This window comes from Aureimonas psammosilenae (genome assembly GCF_009176975.1).
Taxonomy (GTDB): Bacteria; Pseudomonadota; Alphaproteobacteria; order Rhizobiales; family Rhizobiaceae; genus Plantimonas; species Plantimonas psammosilenae.
The window spans coordinates 232,910-250,822 of the sequence record NZ_WEZG01000001.1 but is presented as its reverse complement, the minus strand read 5'-3'; the positions used below and the strand labels follow the sequence as shown (position 1 = coordinate 250,822).

Annotated in this window: 18 protein-coding genes; 5 read left to right on the top strand and 13 right to left on the bottom strand. The window is 66.2% G+C overall.

The window, feature by feature from the left end; translation table 11 throughout:
- Positions 1–96: 96 nt before the first annotated feature.
- The 3 genes from gndA to F9929_RS01160 all read right to left on the bottom strand — a co-directional run bounded on the left by gndA (position 97) and on the right by F9929_RS01160 (position 2,217).
- Positions 97–1,524, bottom strand: coding sequence for an NADP-dependent phosphogluconate dehydrogenase (gene gndA / locus F9929_RS01170; protein WP_152044694.1), 1,428 nt, complete (start codon positions 1,522–1,524; stop codon positions 97–99).
- Positions 1,525–1,665: 141 nt separating this feature from the next.
- Positions 1,666–1,935, bottom strand: coding sequence for a DUF2312 domain-containing protein (locus tag F9929_RS01165; protein ID WP_152045188.1), 270 nt, complete (start codon positions 1,933–1,935; stop codon positions 1,666–1,668).
- Between the two features lie 66 nt (positions 1,936–2,001).
- Entirely contained in the window at positions 2,002–2,217 is a 216-nt protein-coding gene (locus tag F9929_RS01160) for a hypothetical protein (RefSeq protein WP_152044693.1), read from the bottom strand.
- Between the two features lie 207 nt (positions 2,218–2,424).
- Between F9929_RS01160 and F9929_RS01155 the strand changes: the two genes are divergently transcribed.
- The gene (locus F9929_RS01155) at positions 2,425–3,432 is read left to right on the top strand and encodes a Gfo/Idh/MocA family protein (protein WP_152044692.1); all 1,008 of its coding nucleotides are present in this window, start codon (positions 2,425–2,427) and stop codon (positions 3,430–3,432) included.
- A 168-nt stretch (positions 3,433–3,600) separates the two neighbouring features.
- Here the strand turns inward: F9929_RS01155 and F9929_RS01150 are convergent, their stop codons facing one another.
- Complete coding sequence (locus tag F9929_RS01150; protein WP_152044691.1) at positions 3,601–4,665, bottom strand: succinylglutamate desuccinylase/aspartoacylase family protein; 1,065 nt, start codon at positions 4,663–4,665, stop codon at positions 3,601–3,603.
- 241 nt (positions 4,666–4,906) lie between these two features.
- Here F9929_RS01150 and F9929_RS01145 point away from each other — a divergent pair, with 241 nt between their 5' ends.
- Both F9929_RS01145 and F9929_RS01140 read left to right on the top strand, forming a co-directional pair.
- Complete coding sequence (locus F9929_RS01145; protein ID WP_152044690.1) at positions 4,907–5,851, top strand: sugar kinase; 945 nt, start codon at positions 4,907–4,909, stop codon at positions 5,849–5,851.
- Between the two features lie 107 nt (positions 5,852–5,958).
- Positions 5,959–6,141: a hypothetical protein gene (locus tag F9929_RS01140; protein ID WP_152044689.1), complete on the top strand. Its 183-nt coding sequence runs from the start codon at positions 5,959–5,961 to the stop codon at positions 6,139–6,141.
- 153 nt (positions 6,142–6,294) lie between these two features.
- Here the strand turns inward: F9929_RS01140 and F9929_RS01135 are convergent, their stop codons facing one another.
- The 4 genes from F9929_RS01135 to F9929_RS01120 form a co-directional block, all read right to left on the bottom strand.
- On the bottom strand, positions 6,295–6,936 hold the full coding sequence (locus F9929_RS01135; protein ID WP_152044688.1) for a TerC family protein: 642 nt from the start codon (positions 6,934–6,936) through the stop codon (positions 6,295–6,297).
- Positions 6,937–7,027: 91 nt separating this feature from the next.
- Positions 7,028–8,545 carry a tripartite tricarboxylate transporter permease gene (locus F9929_RS01130; protein ID WP_152044687.1) on the bottom strand — a complete coding sequence of 506 codons (1,518 nt, stop codon included), beginning with the start codon at positions 8,543–8,545 and terminating at the stop codon, positions 7,028–7,030.
- Positions 8,546–8,584: 39 nt separating this feature from the next.
- The gene (locus tag F9929_RS01125) at positions 8,585–9,070 is read right to left on the bottom strand and encodes a tripartite tricarboxylate transporter TctB family protein (protein WP_152044686.1); all 486 of its coding nucleotides are present in this window, start codon (positions 9,068–9,070) and stop codon (positions 8,585–8,587) included.
- Entirely contained in the window at positions 9,067–10,017 is a 951-nt protein-coding gene (locus tag F9929_RS01120; RefSeq protein ID WP_152044685.1) for a Bug family tripartite tricarboxylate transporter substrate binding protein, read from the bottom strand. The genes F9929_RS01125 and F9929_RS01120 overlap by 4 nt, the downstream gene beginning before the upstream one ends.
- 266 nt (positions 10,018–10,283) lie before the next feature.
- On the opposite strand from F9929_RS01120, the gene F9929_RS01115 reads away from it, so the two are divergent.
- The gene (locus F9929_RS01115) at positions 10,284–11,648 is read left to right on the top strand and encodes an ethanolamine ammonia-lyase subunit EutB (RefSeq protein ID WP_152044684.1); all 1,365 of its coding nucleotides are present in this window, start codon (positions 10,284–10,286) and stop codon (positions 11,646–11,648) included.
- Between the two features lies 1 nt (position 11,649).
- Positions 11,650–12,444 (top strand): ethanolamine ammonia-lyase subunit EutC, encoded by a 795-nt coding sequence (gene eutC, locus F9929_RS01110; protein ID WP_152044683.1) that lies wholly within the window; start codon positions 11,650–11,652, stop codon positions 12,442–12,444.
- 33 nt (positions 12,445–12,477) lie between these two features.
- Here eutC and F9929_RS01105 read toward each other — a convergent pair whose 3' ends face one another.
- The 5 genes from F9929_RS01105 to F9929_RS01085 form a co-directional block, all read right to left on the bottom strand.
- Complete coding sequence (locus tag F9929_RS01105; protein ID WP_152044682.1) at positions 12,478–12,798, bottom strand: YnfA family protein; 321 nt, start codon at positions 12,796–12,798, stop codon at positions 12,478–12,480.
- A gap of 8 nt (positions 12,799–12,806) precedes the next feature.
- On the bottom strand, positions 12,807–13,481 hold the full coding sequence (gene rpe / locus F9929_RS01100; RefSeq protein ID WP_152044681.1) for a ribulose-phosphate 3-epimerase: 675 nt from the start codon (positions 13,479–13,481) through the stop codon (positions 12,807–12,809).
- 77 nt (positions 13,482–13,558) lie between these two features.
- Positions 13,559–14,755: a phosphoglycerate kinase gene (locus tag F9929_RS01095; RefSeq protein ID WP_152044680.1), complete on the bottom strand. Its 1,197-nt coding sequence runs from the start codon at positions 14,753–14,755 to the stop codon at positions 13,559–13,561.
- Complete coding sequence (gene tkt / locus F9929_RS01090) at positions 14,752–16,755, bottom strand: transketolase (protein WP_152044679.1); 2,004 nt, start codon at positions 16,753–16,755, stop codon at positions 14,752–14,754. Before tkt ends, F9929_RS01095 begins: the two co-directional genes overlap by 4 nt.
- Before the next feature lie 138 nt (positions 16,756–16,893).
- Positions 16,894–17,883 carry a class 1 fructose-bisphosphatase gene (locus F9929_RS01085; RefSeq protein WP_152044678.1) on the bottom strand — a complete coding sequence of 330 codons (990 nt, stop codon included), beginning with the start codon at positions 17,881–17,883 and terminating at the stop codon, positions 16,894–16,896.
- Positions 17,884–17,913 lie beyond the last annotated feature (30 nt).

Below are 17,913 nucleotides of genomic sequence, written 5' to 3'. Positions count from 1 at the left end.
TTCCCCGCCAATCGCCCGATCAGGGCAAGTCGGCGGGGAAACTGTGGTTCCGGCCCGAGCGATCCAGGGCCGGAACGGTCAACTTATTCGCGAGCGTCAGACCGCCGGCCAGTGGTGGTGCTGGGCGCCGTCCTTGTCGAAGCGGTTGAAGGTGTGCGCGCCGAACAGGTCGCGCTGGCCTTGCGTCAGGTTGGTCGTGCCGCGCGCCCGGCGATAATCGTCGAAATAGGACAAGGCGGCGGCCAGCGCCGGCACCGGCACGCCCGAAAGCACCGCCTTCGACACGACGCGGCGCAGCGCCGCCTGGCCTTTCGAAACGCGGCCCGAGAAGGTCGGCGTCTGGAGAAGGTTGATGACGGTCTCGCCGCTCTCGTAGGCTTTCGCGATGTCATCCAGGAAGTTCGAGCGGATGATGCAGCCGGCGCGCCAGATGCGGGCGATGTCGCCGAGCGGCAGGTTCCATTTCCACTCCTGGCTCGCCGCAGCCATGATCGCATAGCCCTGCGCGTAGGCGATGATCTTGGCGGTTTCCAGCGCTTCTTCGAGTTCCTTCAAGCCTTCCGCGTCGGCACGGAAATCGGCGGGGGCGAGGTCGAGCGTGCCGTAGATCTTCTCGGCGTCCGCCCGCTCCTTGCGCCGCGAGGATACGCCGCGCGCCGACACGGCCGATTCCAGCGTGGTCGCGCCGATGCCGAGCTTCTGCGCCTCGATCACCGACCAGCGCCCCGTGCCCTTCTGCCCCGCTTCGTCGACGATGAGGTCGACGAGCGGCTTGCCCGTTTCGGGGTCGTTCTCAGCCAGAACCGTCGCGGTGATCTCGATGAGGTAGGATTGGAGGCCGCGCGTGTTCCAGTCGGCGAAAACGCGTCCCATGTCCGGCGCGCTCATTCCTGCGCCATCGCGCAGGATGCCGTAGACCTCGGCGATCATCTGCATGTCGGCATATTCGATGCCGTTGTGGATCGTCTTGACGAAATGGCCCGCGCCGTCGGTGCCGAGCCAGGCGACGCAAGGAGCACCGTCATACTGCGCGGCGACGGGTTTGAGGATCGGCGCCAGGCGCTCCCACACGGCCTTGTCGCCGCCCACCATGATGGAGGGGCCGTGGCGCGCGCCGAGTTCGCCGCCCGACACGCCCATGCCGACGAAATGGATGCCGCTGCCGTCCATCGCCTTGTTGCGGCGAACCGTGTCGTTGAAGTCGGCATTGCCGCCGTCGATCACGATGTCGCCTTGTGCGAGAAGCGGCTTCAGATGCTCGATCTGCTCGTCCACCGGCTTGCCGGCATTGACCATGATCAAGACGACGCGCGGCGTCTTCAGCGATTGGACGAAGGCTTCCAGCGTTTCCTGCGGATGCAGCTTTTCGGCCAGCTCCGGGTTGTCGTCGCGCACACCGAACGCTTTCGATGTCGTTCGGTTGAAGAGGGCCGTTTCGAACCCTTCCTCCGCGATGTTGAGCGCCAGCATCGCGCCCATCGTTCCCATGCCCAAAACGCCGATATCGGCCTTGGCCTCGCTCATCGCACGCCTCCCCTGGTGATGACTGGCGGAGGGTTATGGGGCGGACCCCGCCGCGTCAACGGGACGCCCTTCGCCAGCCGGTGAAAAAGCGAAGGCCCCGCTTTGGTGGCGGGGCCGTTGCATGGCGTTCGGGACGCTTGTTCAGGCGGCCTTGGCGACCGGCTCCTCAGCTTCGTCCATGGCCCGCATGTAGAGGTCCAGCAGCGTTTCGTGCTCGTCGCGCTCGTCCTGGTCCTGTTTGCGGAGCTTGATGATCTCCTTCAGGATCTTGATGTCGAAGCCCTCGCCCTTGGCCTCGGCGAAGACTTCCTTCTTGCCTTCGTTCAGCTCGGCGATCTCCTGTTCGAGTTGCTCGACCCGCTCCACGAAGGAACGGATGCGGCCCCCGGAAGCCGTCGCCACATCGCTCATCTCGTTCATGGTTGCTCCTTCCTTGAAATCTGGCGGGAGCAGTCATCGCAGGCGAAGGTTAAGCGGTTACTTAAACCCGCCGACCCGTCCGCTCGTCACGGTGCGCAGCAGCGCGATGTTGCGTCGGCGACGCTCGGCATGCTCGTCGATCTCGTCCCCTTCGGTGCGCGCGGCACGCACGAGATCGTCCACCGCCTGACAGTTCGAACGCTTCAAAGCCTCCGTGGTCGAGATCCGCCCCGTCAGATAATCGGCGAGAATGATCGTCAGCGATTGATGCATCGCAGTTCCCCTCGTTCTTCAGCCCCGGACGCCAAAGTGGACGATCGAGCCGAAGAAGCAAGGCAGCGAACCTTGCCCGAAACTGGATCACGCTCGAAGCTGTAACGACATCAAACTCTTGAAGGATTCAGAAAATTTTAATGAGCGCGCCACCTTGAGCCGGCTCCTGTTTTGGCCGTAGAACGCGCGCGAACGGGGGGTTTCGTCATGGAAAAGACGGTGCGCTGGGGGGTTCTGGGCACGGCGAAGATCGCCCTGGACAAGGTGATCCCGGGCATCGGACGCGCGCGAGGCGCGGTGCTCCAGGCCATCGCTTCCCGCCGGCCGGAAGCCGCCGAAGAGGCCGCCCGGCGCTTCGGCTTCAAGACCGCGCACGGCTCCTACGAGGCGCTTTTGGCCGACCCGGACGTCGATGCGGTCTATATCCCGCTGCCGAACCATCTCCATGCGCCTTGGGCGGTGAAGGCGCTGGAAGCGGGCAAGCACGTTCTTTGCGAGAAGCCGGTCGCGCTCACCGCCGCCGAGGCCGAAACGCTCCTGGTGGCACGCGAGAAGAGCGGCGCCCAGATTCTCGAGGCCTTCATGGTGCGCCAGCATCCGCAATGGCTGCGGGTGCGCGAGCTCGTGTCGACGGGCGCGATCGGCGAGGTGAAGCTGATCCGCAGCGCCTTCACCTATTTCAACGACGACCCGGCCAATGTGCGCAACCAGCCCGGCATCGGCGGCGGCGCGCTCTACGATGTCGGCTGCTATGCCCTGGTCTTCGCGCGGCTTCTGTTCGGGACCGAGCCCCGCCGCGCCTTCGCGCTTTTCGACCACGACCCCGCCTTCGGCACCGATCGTCTGGCGAGCGCCATTCTCGATTTCGGCGAAGGGCGGCATCTCCAATTCAGCGTCGGCACGCAGCTCGTGCGCTTCCAGACCACCGACATCCTCGGCACGAAGGCGCGGATCAGCGTGCCCGTGTCGCTGAACGCGCCGCAGAACGGCGCGGTGGAGATTCTCGTGGACGAGGGCGGCGCGGTGGACGGGTCGCAGATCCGGCGCGAGCGCATCGAGCCCTGCGATCAGTATGCGCTTCAGGCCGAGACCGCCGGCGCCGTGTTTTCTGGACAGAAGGCGGCGGAGTTTCCGATCGAGGACGCCGTCGCCAACATGAAGGCGCTCGACGCCCTGTTCCGCTCCGGCACGAGCGGGCGCTGGGAAGAGGTCTAAGAACCGGGGACAGAACCCAGCGGGTCGGTCTGACGAGCCTTTCCGCCCCCGGACTTCGTTGCCGATGCTCGCCCATGCGCTGCATGGACTGCGCTCGGCGCCTCGCCGGGAACGAAAAGTCCGCGCCAGCCCTCCTCCGCCAAGTTCTGTCCCCGGTTCTAAGCCTCCTCAGGATTCCAGCGCGCCCGGCTTCTTGCCGACATCCGAAGGACGATCGCCAAGAAGCTTCATCACGTCCTCGCCGATCCGCGTCGAGCGATGGGCGCGGCGCGTCAGAACGAGGCCCGCCTGCGGCGCCCTCACCTCCACCGCGCCATCCTCTTCGCCGGGAGCGAAAAGCACCGTGACGAGAAGGTCGCCCTTCGCCACATGGTCGCCCGGCCCTGCATGAAACAAAAGCGCGCCGCCGACCGGGGCGCGAATCATCTCGACATTAGCGAGCGGCACGGCGAGGCCCTGCCATTCCTCTGCTGGGGCCACGTTTTCGTCAGCGATCACGCCGCGCAGCGCCAGGAAGCGGTAGAGTCCTTGTGCATCGGCCTCGGCGAAGGCCGGCGACACGTCGGCCCGCCCCCGGAACTCCACCGTCGTGATCGCCCGACGCTTCCAATCACCATGGGTCGCGGGAAGGTTGCGATAGGGCGAAAAGGCCGCTTCCTCGAAAGCGCCGTCCGAGGACTCGTCCCAGATCAGAACCGCCTTCGATCCAAGCGCTTGCGCCAGATCCGACATATGCGGCCAGAAGGGCGCGGGCACGTAGAGATAGGATAGGGATTCGTCGTCGCAGTGAAGGTCGAGAACGAGGTCGGCCCCGTGCGCGAGGGTAAGGAGCCGGGCCTTCAACCGTTTCTCGGCCGAGACCGGCGCATCGTCGTCAGGCAGATCGGAGACTTCCCCGACGCTGTCCAGAAGCGGGAAGTCGCGGTTGAAGTTGGTGCGCGAGTTGAACGAGAACCGGCCCATATGCTCCAGAAAGAGATGCTGGCCGGCGGCGATCGGGTTGGCATGGGGAACCACCGTGATGTCGCCGAGAATGCGCCCCTCGTCTTCGGCTTTGCGCAGGAGCGGCAGAAGGGCGTTGATCGCGACGACGCCCGGCAGTTCGTTGGCGTGGAGCGCGGCCTGGATATAGGTTTTCGGTGCATCCGCCTGCGTGCCGGTGAAACGCAGCACCGGAAAACGCCATTCGGTTCCCGGCGTATCGCCCCGCACCAGCTCGATCGTCTTTTCCATTGCCGCGCCTCTGGTCTAAGAGTGCCTAATAATAGCTCCGGGCGGAGGATGGGCGAGGGATTTTCGTCGTTCCGCGAGGCGCCGAACGCAGTCGATGCCGGCGGCATCGGCGAGGATTGGCAACGAAGCGGACGGCGAAAAGAACCGCTCAGCCGACCCCACGAGGTCTTGTTGGGCGCTCTAAACCCCGTACCGGACTGGCATAACGCGCGGCGCGCAAAACACCATGGCGGAGGGGACGATGAGTGAAGCGACGGGAAACCATGGCGGGGGCCGCGTCCTGTCGATCGGCGAATGCATGATCGAGCTTTCGGTGGAGCGCAGCGGGCTTTACCGCAAGGGGTTCGCGGGCGACACTTTCAACACCGCCTGGTATCTCCGCCGCCTTCTGCCCGAGAGCTGGAGCGTCGGTTATCTGTCGGCGCTCGGCGACGACGGCGAATCGGAGGCCCTCAGCGGCTTCATCGCCGAGGCCGGCATCGAAACGCAGTGGATCGCGCGCATTCCCGGCCGCTCGCCCGGCCTTTACATGATCCGCCTCGACGGAGCCGAGCGAAGCTTCACCTATTGGCGCGACCGAAGCGCCGCGAAGGAACTTGCGGCCGACCATGGCCGGCTGGAACGAGCCTTCGACGCGGCCGAGGTCCTCTACTTCTCCGGCATCACGCTCGCGATCCTGAGCGTGGAGGACCGGGAGCGGCTTCTTCATTTCCTCGCCGCCGCCAAGGCGGGCGGCAAGGTGGTGGCCTTCGATCCCAATATCCGCCCCCGCCTTTGGCCGAATGAGGGAGCGATGCGGGAAGCCATCGAGGCGGGCGCGCGAGCCTCGACCATCTGCCTGCCGAGCCTCGACGACGAGATGAAGGCCTTCGGCGACCTTTCGGCCGATGCCACGGCGGACCGCTATCTGCGGCTCGGCGCGACGGAGGTGGTGGTGAAGAACGGCGGCGAGCCGGCGCTCCTCGTGGCGGGAAAGGAGCGCCTTCTCGTCAAGGCACGGGCGGAGGCCGAGCCGGTGGACACGACGGGCGCGGGAGACTCCTTCTCCGCCGCCTATCTCGCCGCACGCCTTTGCAGGCGCGAACCGGCCGAGGCCGTCCGCTCGGCGCATGGCTTGGCGGGCGAAGTCGTGCGCCATCGGGGCGCGCTGATCCATGATAGAAGCGTTCTAGCCACGCTTTGCTAAAATCCGATGAACGAGACATGCATTTCGCGCATGGCAGCGCTGTGATGTTGTCGCTTCAAGAACGGGGGTGGAAGGGGCATCTATGTCTCGACACAAAGGAGACAGAGATGACCACCGCCGGCCCCGCCAAGATCCGTTCCTTGCGTTCGACGCTCGCGTCGGCTGCAACCATGATGGACGGCGCCATTGCCTGCGCGAGCGCTGCCGAGTCCGGCCGCCGTCCGTCCGACCGCGCGCTGCGCGCCGTCGGCATCGACGCCCGCCACTGGGACCGTATCGGCACCCGTTAAGCCCTTCGGCTTCAGGCGCAAACCTCCCCCGGAAATGCAGAGCGGCCCGTGGAGCGATCCACGGGCCTTTCGTTTGTTCGCCTCACGCCTTCGCTCGCGCGCTTGGGCGATCATGAAAAAGGGGCCGAAGCCCCTTTCCGTGTCTCGAAGCGATCAGTGGATCAGCCAGAGCGGGATCGTGCCCGGCCAAACCTGCTCGATGCCCTTCAGGATCATCTCGACCGCGACATAGAGAATGATCACGAGGCCGACATAGGCGATCCAGCGATAGCGCTGGAGAAGGCGCGCGATGAAGGTGGCGGCAAGGCCCATCAGTGCGATCGAGAGGGTCAGGCCGACGATCAGCACCCAGAGATGCTCGCCCGCCGCACCGGCCACCGCGATGACGTTGTCGAGCGACATGGAAACGTCGGCGACGACGATCTGCCATACGGCCTGCGACAGGGTCTTGCGCGGCGCGCCGATCTCCTTGCCTTCCAGCACCGCCTCGCCATCGGCGTCATGCTGCGGCGAGCGAAGCTCCGTCCACATCTTCCAGCAGACATAAAGAAGCAGGAAGCCGCCGAAGATCAGCAGCGAGCCGCCGAAGCCGAGCAGCCATTGCGTGCCGGCGGCGAAGATGATGCGCAGAACCGTCGCGGCGATGATGCCGACGAGAATGGCCTTGGAGCGCTGCTCTTTCGGCAGGCCCGCCGCGGCGAGGCCGATGACGATGGCGTTGTCGCCGGCCAGCACGAGATCGATCATCACGATCTGCGCCAGCGCGGTCAGGGACTCGGCGGTCAGAAAATCCATTCACGCATCTTTCAAGAATTCGGCAACGTGTTTTGCGCAACAAAAAGGCCGGGCGCAACCGCCCGGCCCCCATGCATTGCGGTTCGTATGGTCAGTCTTCGTTGGCCTGGAGCTGGTTCAGCACCTGCCCGCGACCGCGAGCCCTGAGGATCATCGGCACGACGAGGGCGGCAAGCGCGAGAAGAAGAAGCGTCACTGCCAGCCACGAATGAACGAGCACCAGCGGGTTGCCCTGCCCGATGGCCAGCGCGCGGCGAAGTTGCTGCTCGGCCATCGGCCCAAGAATGAGGCCCACCACCACCGGCGCGATCGGATAGCCGAAACGGCGGAGGCCATAGCCCATCAGACCGAAGACCAGAAGCATGCCGAGTTCCACCGCCGACGGATTGGCGCCGATCGTGCCGAGCGTCGCGAAGACGAGGATGCCGGCATAGAGCCACGGGCGCGGAATGGTGAGGAGGCGCACCCAAAGGCCGATCAGCGGCAGGTTGAGGACCACCAGCATCAGGTTGGCGATCAGAAGCGAGGCGATCAGGCCCCAGACGATATCGGGGCGCGTGGCGAAAAGGAGCGGGCCGGGTTGCAGGCCGAACTGCTGGAAGCCGGCGAGCATGATCGCGGCCGTCGCCGTGGTCGGCAGGCCGAGCGTCAGAAGCGGCACGAGCGTGCCGGCGGCGGATGCGTTGTTGGCGGCTTCCGGCCCGGCGACGCCCTCGATCGCGCCCTTGCCGAACTCTTCCGGATGCTTCGACAGGTTCTTTTCCGCCGCATAGGACAGGAAGGTGCCGATCTCGGCGCCGCCCGCCGGCATCGCGCCGATCGGGAAGCCGATGAAGGTGCCGCGCAGCCAAGGCTTCCAGGAACGCTTCCAATCCTCGCGGCTCATCCAGAGCGAGCCCTTCACGGCTTCCACCGTGTCGGGCGTCCGATGCCCGGCCGCGGCGACCGACAAGGTTTCGCCGATGGCGAAAAGCGCCACCGCAAGGGTCGTGACTTCCACGCCGTCGAGAAGCTCGGGTACGCCGAAGGACAGCCTCGCCTGCCCCGTCTGGAGATCGATGCCGACGAGGCCGAGCGCGAGACCGAGCGCGAGCGCCGTCAGGCCCCGCAGCGCCGAGTCGCCGAAGGCGGCCGACACGGTCACGAAGGCGAGCAGCATCAGCGCGAAATATTCCGCCGGGCCGAAGGACAAGGCTACCTTGACGATGGCGGGCGCGATGAAGGCGAGCCCAAGCGTCGCGATGAGGCCAGCCACGAAGGAGCCGATCGCGGCCGTCGCCAAGGCCGGCCCGCCGCGCCCGGCGCGCGCCATCTTGTTGCCTTCCAGCGCCGTGACGATGGAGGCCGATTCGCCCGGCGTATTCAGGAGAATGGAGGTCGTGGAGCCGCCATACATGCCGCCGTAATAGATGCCGGCGAACATGATCAGCGAGCCGGCGGCGTCGAGCTGGTAGGTGACGGGCAGAAGCAGCGCGACGGTCAGCGCCGGGCCGATGCCGGGCAACACGCCGACGGCCGTGCCGAGCGTCACGCCGATCAGCGCGTACAGGAGATGCATCGGCTGCATCGCCGTCAAAAGGCCCTGGCCCAAGAGGACGAAGGTATCCATGTCGTCCCCTCCCCCGGGGTCAAGTCATGCGTGGATGGGTCAGAAGAACAGGTGTTCGAGCGGGCCGGCGGGCAAGGACAGCTTCAAGGCTTGCGTGAACAACACCCAGACCAGGAAGGACAGGACGATGCCGATCGGGATCGTCTTCCAGATTTGCCCTTTGCCGAAGGCCTTGGCGGTGGCCGCGAACAGAACGCCGGTGGCGATCGAGAAGCCGGCGAGCTTCAGGGTCAGGAGCTGGAAGGCGAGGCCCGCCACGATCCAGACGATCGGCTGGATCTGGTCGTGCTCGCGCTCGGGGAAGTCGCCGCGCAGCCCCTCCACGATCGTCCAGATGGACAGGAGCATGAGCGCGACGGCGATCACGTAAGGAAAGGCCTTCGGCCCGACCGCCGCATAGCCGCCGCCGCGAAGCCCGTAGGCGTTCCAGGCGATCAGGACGCCGAGCGCGGCAAGACCGACCCCGATCACGACCGTCGCCCAGTCAGGGCGGCGGGATGCAGCGGAAACGGGCGCTTCCGTCATTGAACGAGGCCGATATCCGTCAGCACCGCCTTGGTGTCGGTGATGTTCTTGGCGAGTTCGGCCTTGAAGGCGTCGCCTTCCAGATAGGCGTTGTCCCAGCCGTTGCGCTGGAGAACGTCCTGCCATTCCTTGCTGTCGACCATCTTCTTGACGTCGGCGGTGATGGCAGCCTTCTGCTCATCCGTGATGCCGGGCGCGGCGGCGACCATGCGCCAGTTCTGGAGAACCACGTCGAGACCCGATTCCTTCAGCGTCGGCGCATCGACGCCCGGAAGGCGCTCGGCGCTGGTGAGGGCCAGAAGGCGGAGCGTGCCGGCCTTGATCTGCGACTCGAACTCGCCGTAGCCCGAAATGCCCGCCGCGACCTGCCCGCCAAGGATAGCCGCCAGCGCTTCGCCGCCGCCGGAAAAGGCGATGTAGTTGATGCCGCGCGGATCGACGCCCGCCGCTTTCGCCAGAAGGCCGGTCGCGATGTGGTCGGTGCCGCCGGCCGAGCCACCGGCAAAGGCCACGGCGCCCGGATTTTCCTTCAGCGCGGCGACGAGTTCTCCAATGGTCTTGTAGGGCGAGGCGGCCGGAACCACCACGGCCTCGACTTCGCCGGTGAGGCGCGCGATCGGCGTCACCTGTTCCAGCGTCACGGGCGACTGGTTGGTGAGGATCGCGCCGACCATCACGAAGCCGCCGACGAGAAGCGCGGACGGGTCGGCGTTCTTCTGGGACACGAACTGGGCGAGACCGATCGTGCCGCCGGCGCCGGTGACGTTCACCACCTCGACATCCTTGGCGATGCCGGCCGTCTGCATCGTGGCCTGCATGGCGCGCGCGGTCTGGTCCCAGCCGCCGCCCGGCGAGGCCGGGGCCATAATCTCGTAGTTCGCGGTCTGGGCGAAAGCCGAACCGGACACGAGCCCGAGCATAAGGGCCGCCAGCAGCATCTTCTTCATGAATTCCTCCCCCATCGCACGGCCAGCCTTCCCGCCGCGTGCGAAACCAGAATCTGCATAAGGCGAAGGCTCTGGATCGCCAAGCCTTTTTGGAGAAGTTCCACATGCTTTAAAAAAATAATAACGCTCGGAGATACCGACGAAATTCGCCTCGCAGGCGAAAGGCGGGAGCGCGCGGCGGAAACAGGCGAGCCGTCCCGCTCCGCCGATTTGACCGAAGGCACGCTTTGCCGTCAGATCGGGCGCCTTTGTTTGGGAGCCGCTTCATGTCGCCCGACGAACTGAAAGTTCTGATGGCCGAGGCATCGCCGCCGCGTTCGGGTGATGTCCTGGCCGGCCTTGGCGCGGAAAGCGCCGCCGCCCGCGTCCGCGCGCAGCGCCGTCTCGCCGACACGTCCCTTTCCGACATTCTCGACACGCCCTTGATCGATCCCGGCGAAGACGAGGTCTCCGCCCTGATTTTGGAGCGCCACGACCGGTCCGCCTTCGCGCCGGTCGCGCAGCTTTCCGTCGGCACGTTCCGCGAATGGCTCCTGTCCGACGCGGCGACGCCGGAGGCGATCGCGGCGCTGAAATGGGGGCTGACGCCCGAAATGGTCGCGGCGACCTCCAAGATCATGCGCAACCAGGATCTCATCGCGGTGGCGAGAAAACGCCCGGTGGTCACGGCGTTCCGCACCACCGTCGGCCTGCCCGGCCGCTTGTCGGTGCGCATCCAGCCGAACCACCCGACGGACGATCCGAAGGGCGTCGCGGCGTCCATTCTCGACGGCCTCCTCTTCGGCTGCGGCGACGCCACGATCGGCATCAACCCGGCCACCGACAGCCCCGACGCGATGGTGCGGCTTCTCCATCTCATCGAGGAATTGCGCCTTTCGCTGAGGTGCCCGGTGCAGTCCTGCGTCCTCGCCCATGTCACGACGGCGATCGAGGTGATGGAGCGCGGCGCGCCGGTGGATCTCGTGTTCCAGTCGATCGCGGGGACTGAGGCCGCCAACCGCTCCTTCGGCGTCGACCTCAGCCTCCTGCGCGAGGCCCATGACGCGGCAGCGGCGCTGAACCGGGGAACGGTCGGCCGGAACGCGATGTATTTCGAGACCGGCCAGGGCTCCGCCCTGTCCGCCAACGCCCATCACGGCATCGACCAGCAGACGGTGGAAGCGCGGGCCTATGCGGTGGCGCGCGAGTTCGACCCGCTTCTGGTCAACACGGTGGTCGGCTTCATCGGCCCGGAATATCTCTATGACGGCAAGGAGATCATCCGCGCCGGGCTCGAAGACCATTTCTGCGGCAAGCTTCTCGGCCTGCCGATGGGCGTCGACGTCTGCTACACCAACCATGCCGAAGCCGACCAGAACGACATGGACAACCTCCTGACGCTGCTGGCCGTCGCGGGCGTCAACTTCGTCATGGGCGTGCCGGGTTCGGACGACATCATGCTGAACTACCAGTCCACCTCCTTTCACGACGCCGCCTATATCCGCCGCACCCTCGGGCTGAAGCCCGCGCCGGAATTCGAGGAATGGGGCCAAAGCTTCGGCATCTTCGACACCGAGGGAATGCTGGCGCCCGCGACCGAGGACCATTCGCTGGAGCTTCTCGGCCGCAGCCGCCTGCTGGAGGCTTCCTGACATGACCGGACGCCCCCTTGCCCCGCCTGCCTCTCACCCGATCGCGGCGCTCCGCCGCTTCACCGACGCGCGGATCGGGCTTGGGCGCGCCGGCGCGGGCCTCCCGACGAGCGCCCATCTCGATTTCACTGAGGCCCATGCCAAGGCGCGCGACGCCGTTCATGCCGCCTTCGACCTCGACGGCGTGGAGAAAACGCTTCGGGAAGGCGGGTGCGAGCCGGTCCGGATCGCGAGCGCGGTGGGCGACCGCGCGGCCTATCTTCGCCGCCCCGATCTCGGGCGGCAATTGTCGGACGACTCGCGCGAGGCCCTTCGGCAGATCCAAGGCCCGTTCGATCTTCTCGTCATCCTCGCCGACGGATTGTCGGCTCATGCCGCCAATCTCCATGCGGCGCGGCTCGCGCTCGATGTCCTGGCTCTCGTGCCGGCCGGTTGGCGCGTCGCGCCGCCGCTTCTCGCTTCGCAGGCCCGCGTCGCCCTGTCCGATCCGGTCGGGGAGGCGCTCGGGGCCCGGCTCGTCCTGATGCTGATCGGCGAGCGGCCGGGATTGTCGGCGGCCGACAGCCTCGGCGCATACCTGACCTTCGATCCGAAACCCGGCCGCACCGATGCGGACCGCAACTGCGTGTCCAACATCCGGCCGGGCGGCCTCGCCCCGGCCTTGGCCGCACCCAAACTGGCGGCGCTTCTCCGGCGCTCGCGCGCTTTGGGCTTCAGCGGAACGCGGTTGAAGGACGTGGAAGCGGCCGAACTGCCTCCCATGGACAAGGCCATCGAAGGCGAAGCGACGGACTGAAACGCCGGCCGTTCGGATGCGTCTCGAACCCCTTCAGCGCGGCCCCATGACCACCAGGGCCGCGCCGAGAACGCAGATCGCGCCGCCGATCAGATCCCAGCGATCGGGTTGGACATTCTCCACAAGCCACAGCCAGACAAGCGAGGCGGCGACATAAACGCCGCCATAGGCCGCGAAGGCCCGGCCCGCCGCGGCGGCATCGACCCATGTCAGCGCATAAGCGAAGAGAACGAGCGCCGCGAGGCCCGGCGCCAGCCAGAACACCGAGCGCCCCAGCCGAAACACCGCCCAGAAGGCGAAGCAGCCGGCGATCTCGGCGAAGGCCGCGACGAGATAGGTGGCCGCGACAGGCATGGCCGCGCTCAGGCGGCAGGCTTTTCCGCAGCTTCGCGCAAGGCGGCGATATTGCCGGCATAGGCGGAAGCGCCGCCCTTGAACACGGCCGAGCCCGCGACGAACGTATCGGCGCCCGCCTCGAACACGGCGCGCGCGGTGTCGGGGGCGATGCCGCCATCCACCTCGATGCGGATCGGCCGGTCGCCGATAAGCGCGCGCAGACGACGAATCTTATCCAATGTCGCGGGAATAAAGGCCTGACCGCCGAAGCCCGGATTGACCGTCATCACCAGCACCATGTCGACGCGGTCGAGGACGTATTCCACCGCCGTCTCCGGCGTGCCGGGATTGAGCGCGACGCCGGCCTGTTTGCCCAGAGACTTGATCGCCTGAAGCGAGCGGTCGAGATGGCGCGTCGCCTCGGCATGAACCGTGATCATGTCGCACCCCGCTTCCGCGAAGGCCTCGAGATAGGGATCGCAGGGCTCGATCATCAAATGGCAGTCGAAGAACTTCGTTGAGGCCCCGCGCACCGCCTTCACGATGGGCGGGCCGAAGGTGATGTTGGGCACGAAATGTCCGTCCATCACGTCGAGATGAATCCAGTCCGCCCCGGCGCTGTCCACGGCCGCGATCTCTTCGCCGAGCCGCGAGAAGTCGGCGGACAGGATCGAGGGAGCGATGACGAGGGGATGGGACATGGCGGCTCTGATCCAAAGGTTGGGTCGCGGAAGGCCGGTTCCCTTGGAGATAAGGAAACCGGCCCTCCGAAAAGGGCTCAGCCCTTGCGCAGCACTTCGATGCCCGGCAATTCCTTGCCTTCCAGCCATTCGAGGAACGCGCCGCCGGCCGTCGACAGATAGGTGAAGTCGTCGGCCGCGCCGCTGGCGTTCAAGGCCGCGACCGTGTCGCCGCCGCCGGCCACCGTCACGAGCTTGCCTTCGGTCGTCAGCTTGGCGGCGGCGAGCGCCACCTTGTTCGTCGCTGCATCGAAAGGCTGGATCTCGAACGCGCCGAGCGGGCCGTTCCACAGGAGCGTTCGGCACTCACTGAGGGCCGCGATCACGGCATCCGCCGTTTTCGGCCCGACATCGAGCGCCATCTTATCGGCGGGAATGGCCTTCGCGTCGACGGTCTCGTTCTCGGCATGGGCCTTGAACTCGGAGGCCGCGACGACATCCACCGGCAGATGCAGCTTGCAGCCGGATTCTTCCGCGAGTTTCATCACCTTCAGGGCCGTGTCCTTGGCATCCGCCTCGAAGAGCGACTTGCCGACATCGAACCCTTGCGCGGCGAGAAACGTGTTCGCCATGCCGCCGCCGATCACGAGGTGATCCATCTTCGGCACGAGGAATTCGAGGACGCCGATCTTGGTGGAAACCTTCGCGCCGCCGACGACGGCGGCGACCGGGCGTTCCGGCTTGGTGAGAGCGGCTTCCAACGCGTTCACTTCCGCCAGAAGCGACGGCCCGGCATAGGCCGGCAGAAGCTTGGCCAGTGCATGGGTCGAGGCGTGGGCCCGGTGAGCGCAGGAAAAGGCGTCGTTGACGTAAATGTCTCCAAGCTCCGCCAATTGCCTGGCGAAGCCCTCGTCGTTCTTTTCCTCTTCTGCATGGAAGCGCAGGTTCTCCAGAACGGCGACGTCACCGTCCTTCAAACCCGACACCACGGTCTTCGCCGCCTCGCCGACGCAATCCTCAGCGAAGGCGACGGGGCGCCCGAGGATTTCACCGAGCTTCTCGGCGACGGGCTTCAAGGTGAATTCCGGATCGGGCTTGCCCTTCGGCCGGCCGAAATGGGCGAGGATCACGATCCTTCCGCCCTTTTCGCTCAGTTCCTTCACGGTCGGGGCGAAGCGCTCCAGGCGCGTCGCGTCCGTCACCACCCCGTCCTTCGCCGGAACGTTCAGGTCGGCGCGGATGAGAAGGGTCTTTCCCTTCACATCCACGGTGTCGATGGAAGGAAGCGCGCTCAACCGATGATCTCCTTCACAGCCTTGACGATGCCTTCCGGCGTGATGCCGAAGAGTTCGTAGAGTTTGGGCGCCGGGCCGGACGCGCCGAAGGAGCGCATGCCGATGAACCGTCCTTCCGTGCCGATGAAGCGATCCCAGGACAGGCCCCCGGCGGCTTCCACCGCGATGCGCGGTGCGGTCCCGAGCACCGAAGCGCGGTAGCCCGCGTCCTGTTCCAGGAACAGCTCGTGGCTCGGCATGGAGACGACCGCCGCTTTGATGCCTTCGGCGGCGAGCTTGTCGGCGCCGGCCAGCGCGATCTCGATCTCCGATCCCGTCGCCAGGATCGTCACCTGCCGCTCGCCATCGGCTTCGCGAAGCACGTAGCCGCCCTTCGCCGAGCGGTTCTCGGCGACATCGCCGGCCCGCACCGTCGGCAGGTTCTGGCGCGACAGCGACAGAACGGAGGGACGGTTGGCGGTCAGCGCGATTTCCCAGGCTTCCGCCGTCTCGATCGCGTCGGCCGGGCGGAACACCAGCATGTTGGGCGTCGCGCGCAGCATGGTCAGGTGCTCGATCGGCTGGTGCGTCGGGCCGTCTTCGCCGAGACCGATGGAATCGTGCGTCAGGACGTAGATGACCTTGAGACCCATCAACGCCGACAAGCGCATGCCGCCGCGCATGTAGTCGGAGAAGACCAGGAACGTGCCGCCATAGGGGATGAAGCCGCCATGGACGGCAAGGCCGTTCATCACCGCCGCCATCGCGTGTTCGCGGATGCCGTAGCGGATATAGCGACCGTCGTAATGCCCGGCCTGCACGTCGCCCATGCCCTTCGTCAGGGTGAAGACGGAATGGGTGAGATCGGCCGAGCCGCCGACGGTGAGGTCGGTCGCCTGGTTCACGACTTCCAGCGTCGCTTCGGAGGATTTCCGCGTCGCGATCTTCGGCTTTTCTTCCGAAAGCTTGGCGCGGTAGTCGGCCATGGTCTTGGCGAAGTCGGCACCGAGCTCGCCCTTGATCTGGGTGTCGAACTCTTCCCTTTTGGCGGAGGCCGCGTGGCGCTTGTCCCATTCGGCGGCGGCCGCCGCGCCCTTCACCCCAATCTCGCGCCAACCGGCCACGATCTCGTCGGGAATGGCGAAGGCTTCCGCCGTCCAGACCAGCTTCTCGCGCGTCGCGGCGATTTCTTCGGCCCCGAGCGGCGCGCCGTGGCTCTTTTCGGAGCCGGCGAGCTTGGGGCTACCGTAGCCGATGATGGTTTTCGCCGCGATCAGCGAGGGCTTGTCGGATTTCCGGGCGCGCTCCAGCGCGGCGCGGATCTCGTCCGGGTTGTGCCCGTCGACGCGCTCGGCATGCCAGCCGGAAGCCTCGAAGCGCTTCACCTGATCGGTGGAGGTGGAAAGCTCGGTCTTGCCGTCGATGGAGATGCCGTTGTCGTCGAACAGGAAGATGAGCTTCGACAGCTTCAGGTGGCCGGCGAGATCGATCGCCTCGTGGCTGATGCCTTCCATCAGGCAGCCGTCGCCGCAGAAGACATAGGTGTAGTGATCGACCAGATCGTCGCCGTAACGCGCGTTCAGCATCCGCTCGGCCAGCGCCATGCCGACCGCCGTGGTGATGCCCTGCCCCAGCGGACCGGTGGTGGTCTCGATGCCGAGCGCATGGCCGTATTCGGGATGGCCGGCGGTCTTGGAGCCGATCTGGCGGAAGTTCTTCAGCTCGTCGATCGTCATGTCGGCATAGCCGACGAGGTGATGCAGCGCATAAAGCAGCATCGAGCCGTGCCCGTTCGACAGGACGAAGCGGTCGCGGTCCGGCCAGTCGGGGCGCGCGGGGTCGAGCTTGATGAAGTCCTGGAACAGGACGGAGGCGACGTCGGCCATGCCCATCGGCATGCCGGGATGGCCTGAATTGGCCTTCTGCACGGCATCGATGGCGAGAGCGCGGATCGCGTTGGCCATGTCGCGCGGGTTGCGGTCGGTTTTGCCCGACTCTGGCTTATTGGCGACTTGCGACATCTGATCCTCTCCGTTGATCCCGTCGGGCGCTCAGAGCCTCCCGGCCCATCGACGCCCATGCTTCTCGAAAGCGAACTTAATCGGTTCGCATGACGCTTTATCGCGGCCTCGCGGCCAAATCCATCGCTTAGGCAGACATCATTCCGCCTTGACCAAATAGGAGGCGAGCGCCGCGATCTCCTCGGTCGAACCGAAGGCGAAGGGCGTCCTCGCGTGTAGGCCCTCCGGCACGAGATCGAGCATGCGCGTCACCCCGTCGCTCGCCGCGCCCCCGGCCTGCTCGATGCAGAAGGCCATGGGGTTGGTCTCGTAAAGCTGGCGCAGACGCCCCTTTTCATACCCCTTGCGCTGGTCGCCGGGATACAGGAACACGCCGCCGCGCCGGAAGATGCGGTACGCGTCGGCCACCATCGAGCCGACATAGCGCATGCCGAAATCCTGGCCGCGCGGACCTTGGCTGCCCTTGTCCAGATCGTCCACATAAGCGCGGATGCCGGCATCCCAGTGCCGCCGGTTGGAGGCGTTCACCGAATATTCCTTGGCCTTTTCCGCGATACGTGGGGCGGTGCCGAACTCGGTGAAACCTTCCGCGCCCGGCACGTGGAGGAAGACGCGCGTGCCCGCGCCGAGCGTCACCACCAGAAGAAGCTGCGGACCGTAGATGAAGAAGCCGGCGGCGAGCTGCGCCGAGCCCTTCTGGCGAAACACGGTCGAAGGATCGGCACGGTGCGCGTCCGTCACCGGCAGAAGCGAGAAGATGGTGCCGATCGAGACATTGGTCTCGATGTTGGACGAGCCGTCGAGGGGGTCGATGGCGAGCGCCAGCGGTCCGTCGCCGAAGGCCACCGCCTCGTCCTGTTCTTCCGAGCCGTAGAAGGCGACGGGCGAGGCTTTGGCGGCGGCGAGAAAGGCGCGGTCGGCGGCCACGTCCAGCGCCTTCTGCATGTCGCCGCCGGCATTCTGGTGGTGCTGCCCGGCCGAAAGGTCCTCGCCCGCCCCGCCCGAAGCGATGGTGGACTGCACCTCGATCGCGGCCTTGGCGAAATTGCGGATGGTTTCTGCCACGGGCACGAGTTCGGCCCGCGCGGCGGCGGCCTCGTTCAGAAATGCGTCGAGCGTCGAAGCCATCGTCGTGAGTTCCCCTTCGAGGATTCGGGT

Coding starts and splice junctions, on each gene's coding strand:
- gndA (WP_152044694.1), bottom strand. CDS start 1,524: ATGAGCGAGGCCAAGGCCGATATCGGCGTTTTGGGCATGGGAACGATG.
- F9929_RS01165 (WP_152045188.1), bottom strand. CDS start 1,935: ATGAGCGATGTGGCGACGGCTTCCGGGGGCCGCATCCGTTCCTTCGTG.
- F9929_RS01160 (WP_152044693.1), bottom strand. CDS start 2,217: ATGCATCAATCGCTGACGATCATTCTCGCCGATTATCTGACGGGGCGG.
- F9929_RS01155 (WP_152044692.1), top strand. CDS start 2,425: ATGGAAAAGACGGTGCGCTGGGGGGTTCTGGGCACGGCGAAGATCGCC.
- F9929_RS01150 (WP_152044691.1), bottom strand. CDS start 4,665: ATGGAAAAGACGATCGAGCTGGTGCGGGGCGATACGCCGGGAACCGAA.
- F9929_RS01145 (WP_152044690.1), top strand. CDS start 4,907: ATGAGTGAAGCGACGGGAAACCATGGCGGGGGCCGCGTCCTGTCGATC.
- F9929_RS01140 (WP_152044689.1), top strand. CDS start 5,959: ATGACCACCGCCGGCCCCGCCAAGATCCGTTCCTTGCGTTCGACGCTC.
- F9929_RS01135 (WP_152044688.1), bottom strand. CDS start 6,936: ATGGATTTTCTGACCGCCGAGTCCCTGACCGCGCTGGCGCAGATCGTG.
- F9929_RS01130 (WP_152044687.1), bottom strand. CDS start 8,545: ATGGATACCTTCGTCCTCTTGGGCCAGGGCCTTTTGACGGCGATGCAG.
- F9929_RS01125 (WP_152044686.1), bottom strand. CDS start 9,070: ATGACGGAAGCGCCCGTTTCCGCTGCATCCCGCCGCCCTGACTGGGCG.
- F9929_RS01120 (WP_152044685.1), bottom strand. CDS start 10,017: ATGAAGAAGATGCTGCTGGCGGCCCTTATGCTCGGGCTCGTGTCCGGT.
- F9929_RS01115 (WP_152044684.1), top strand. CDS start 10,284: ATGTCGCCCGACGAACTGAAAGTTCTGATGGCCGAGGCATCGCCGCCG.
- eutC (WP_152044683.1), top strand. CDS start 11,650: ATGACCGGACGCCCCCTTGCCCCGCCTGCCTCTCACCCGATCGCGGCG.
- F9929_RS01105 (WP_152044682.1), bottom strand. CDS start 12,798: ATGCCTGTCGCGGCCACCTATCTCGTCGCGGCCTTCGCCGAGATCGCC.
- rpe (WP_152044681.1), bottom strand. CDS start 13,481: ATGTCCCATCCCCTCGTCATCGCTCCCTCGATCCTGTCCGCCGACTTC.
- tkt (WP_152044679.1), bottom strand. CDS start 16,755: ATGTCGCAAGTCGCCAATAAGCCAGAGTCGGGCAAAACCGACCGCAAC.
- F9929_RS01085 (WP_152044678.1), bottom strand. CDS start 17,883: ATGGCTTCGACGCTCGACGCATTTCTGAACGAGGCCGCCGCCGCGCGG.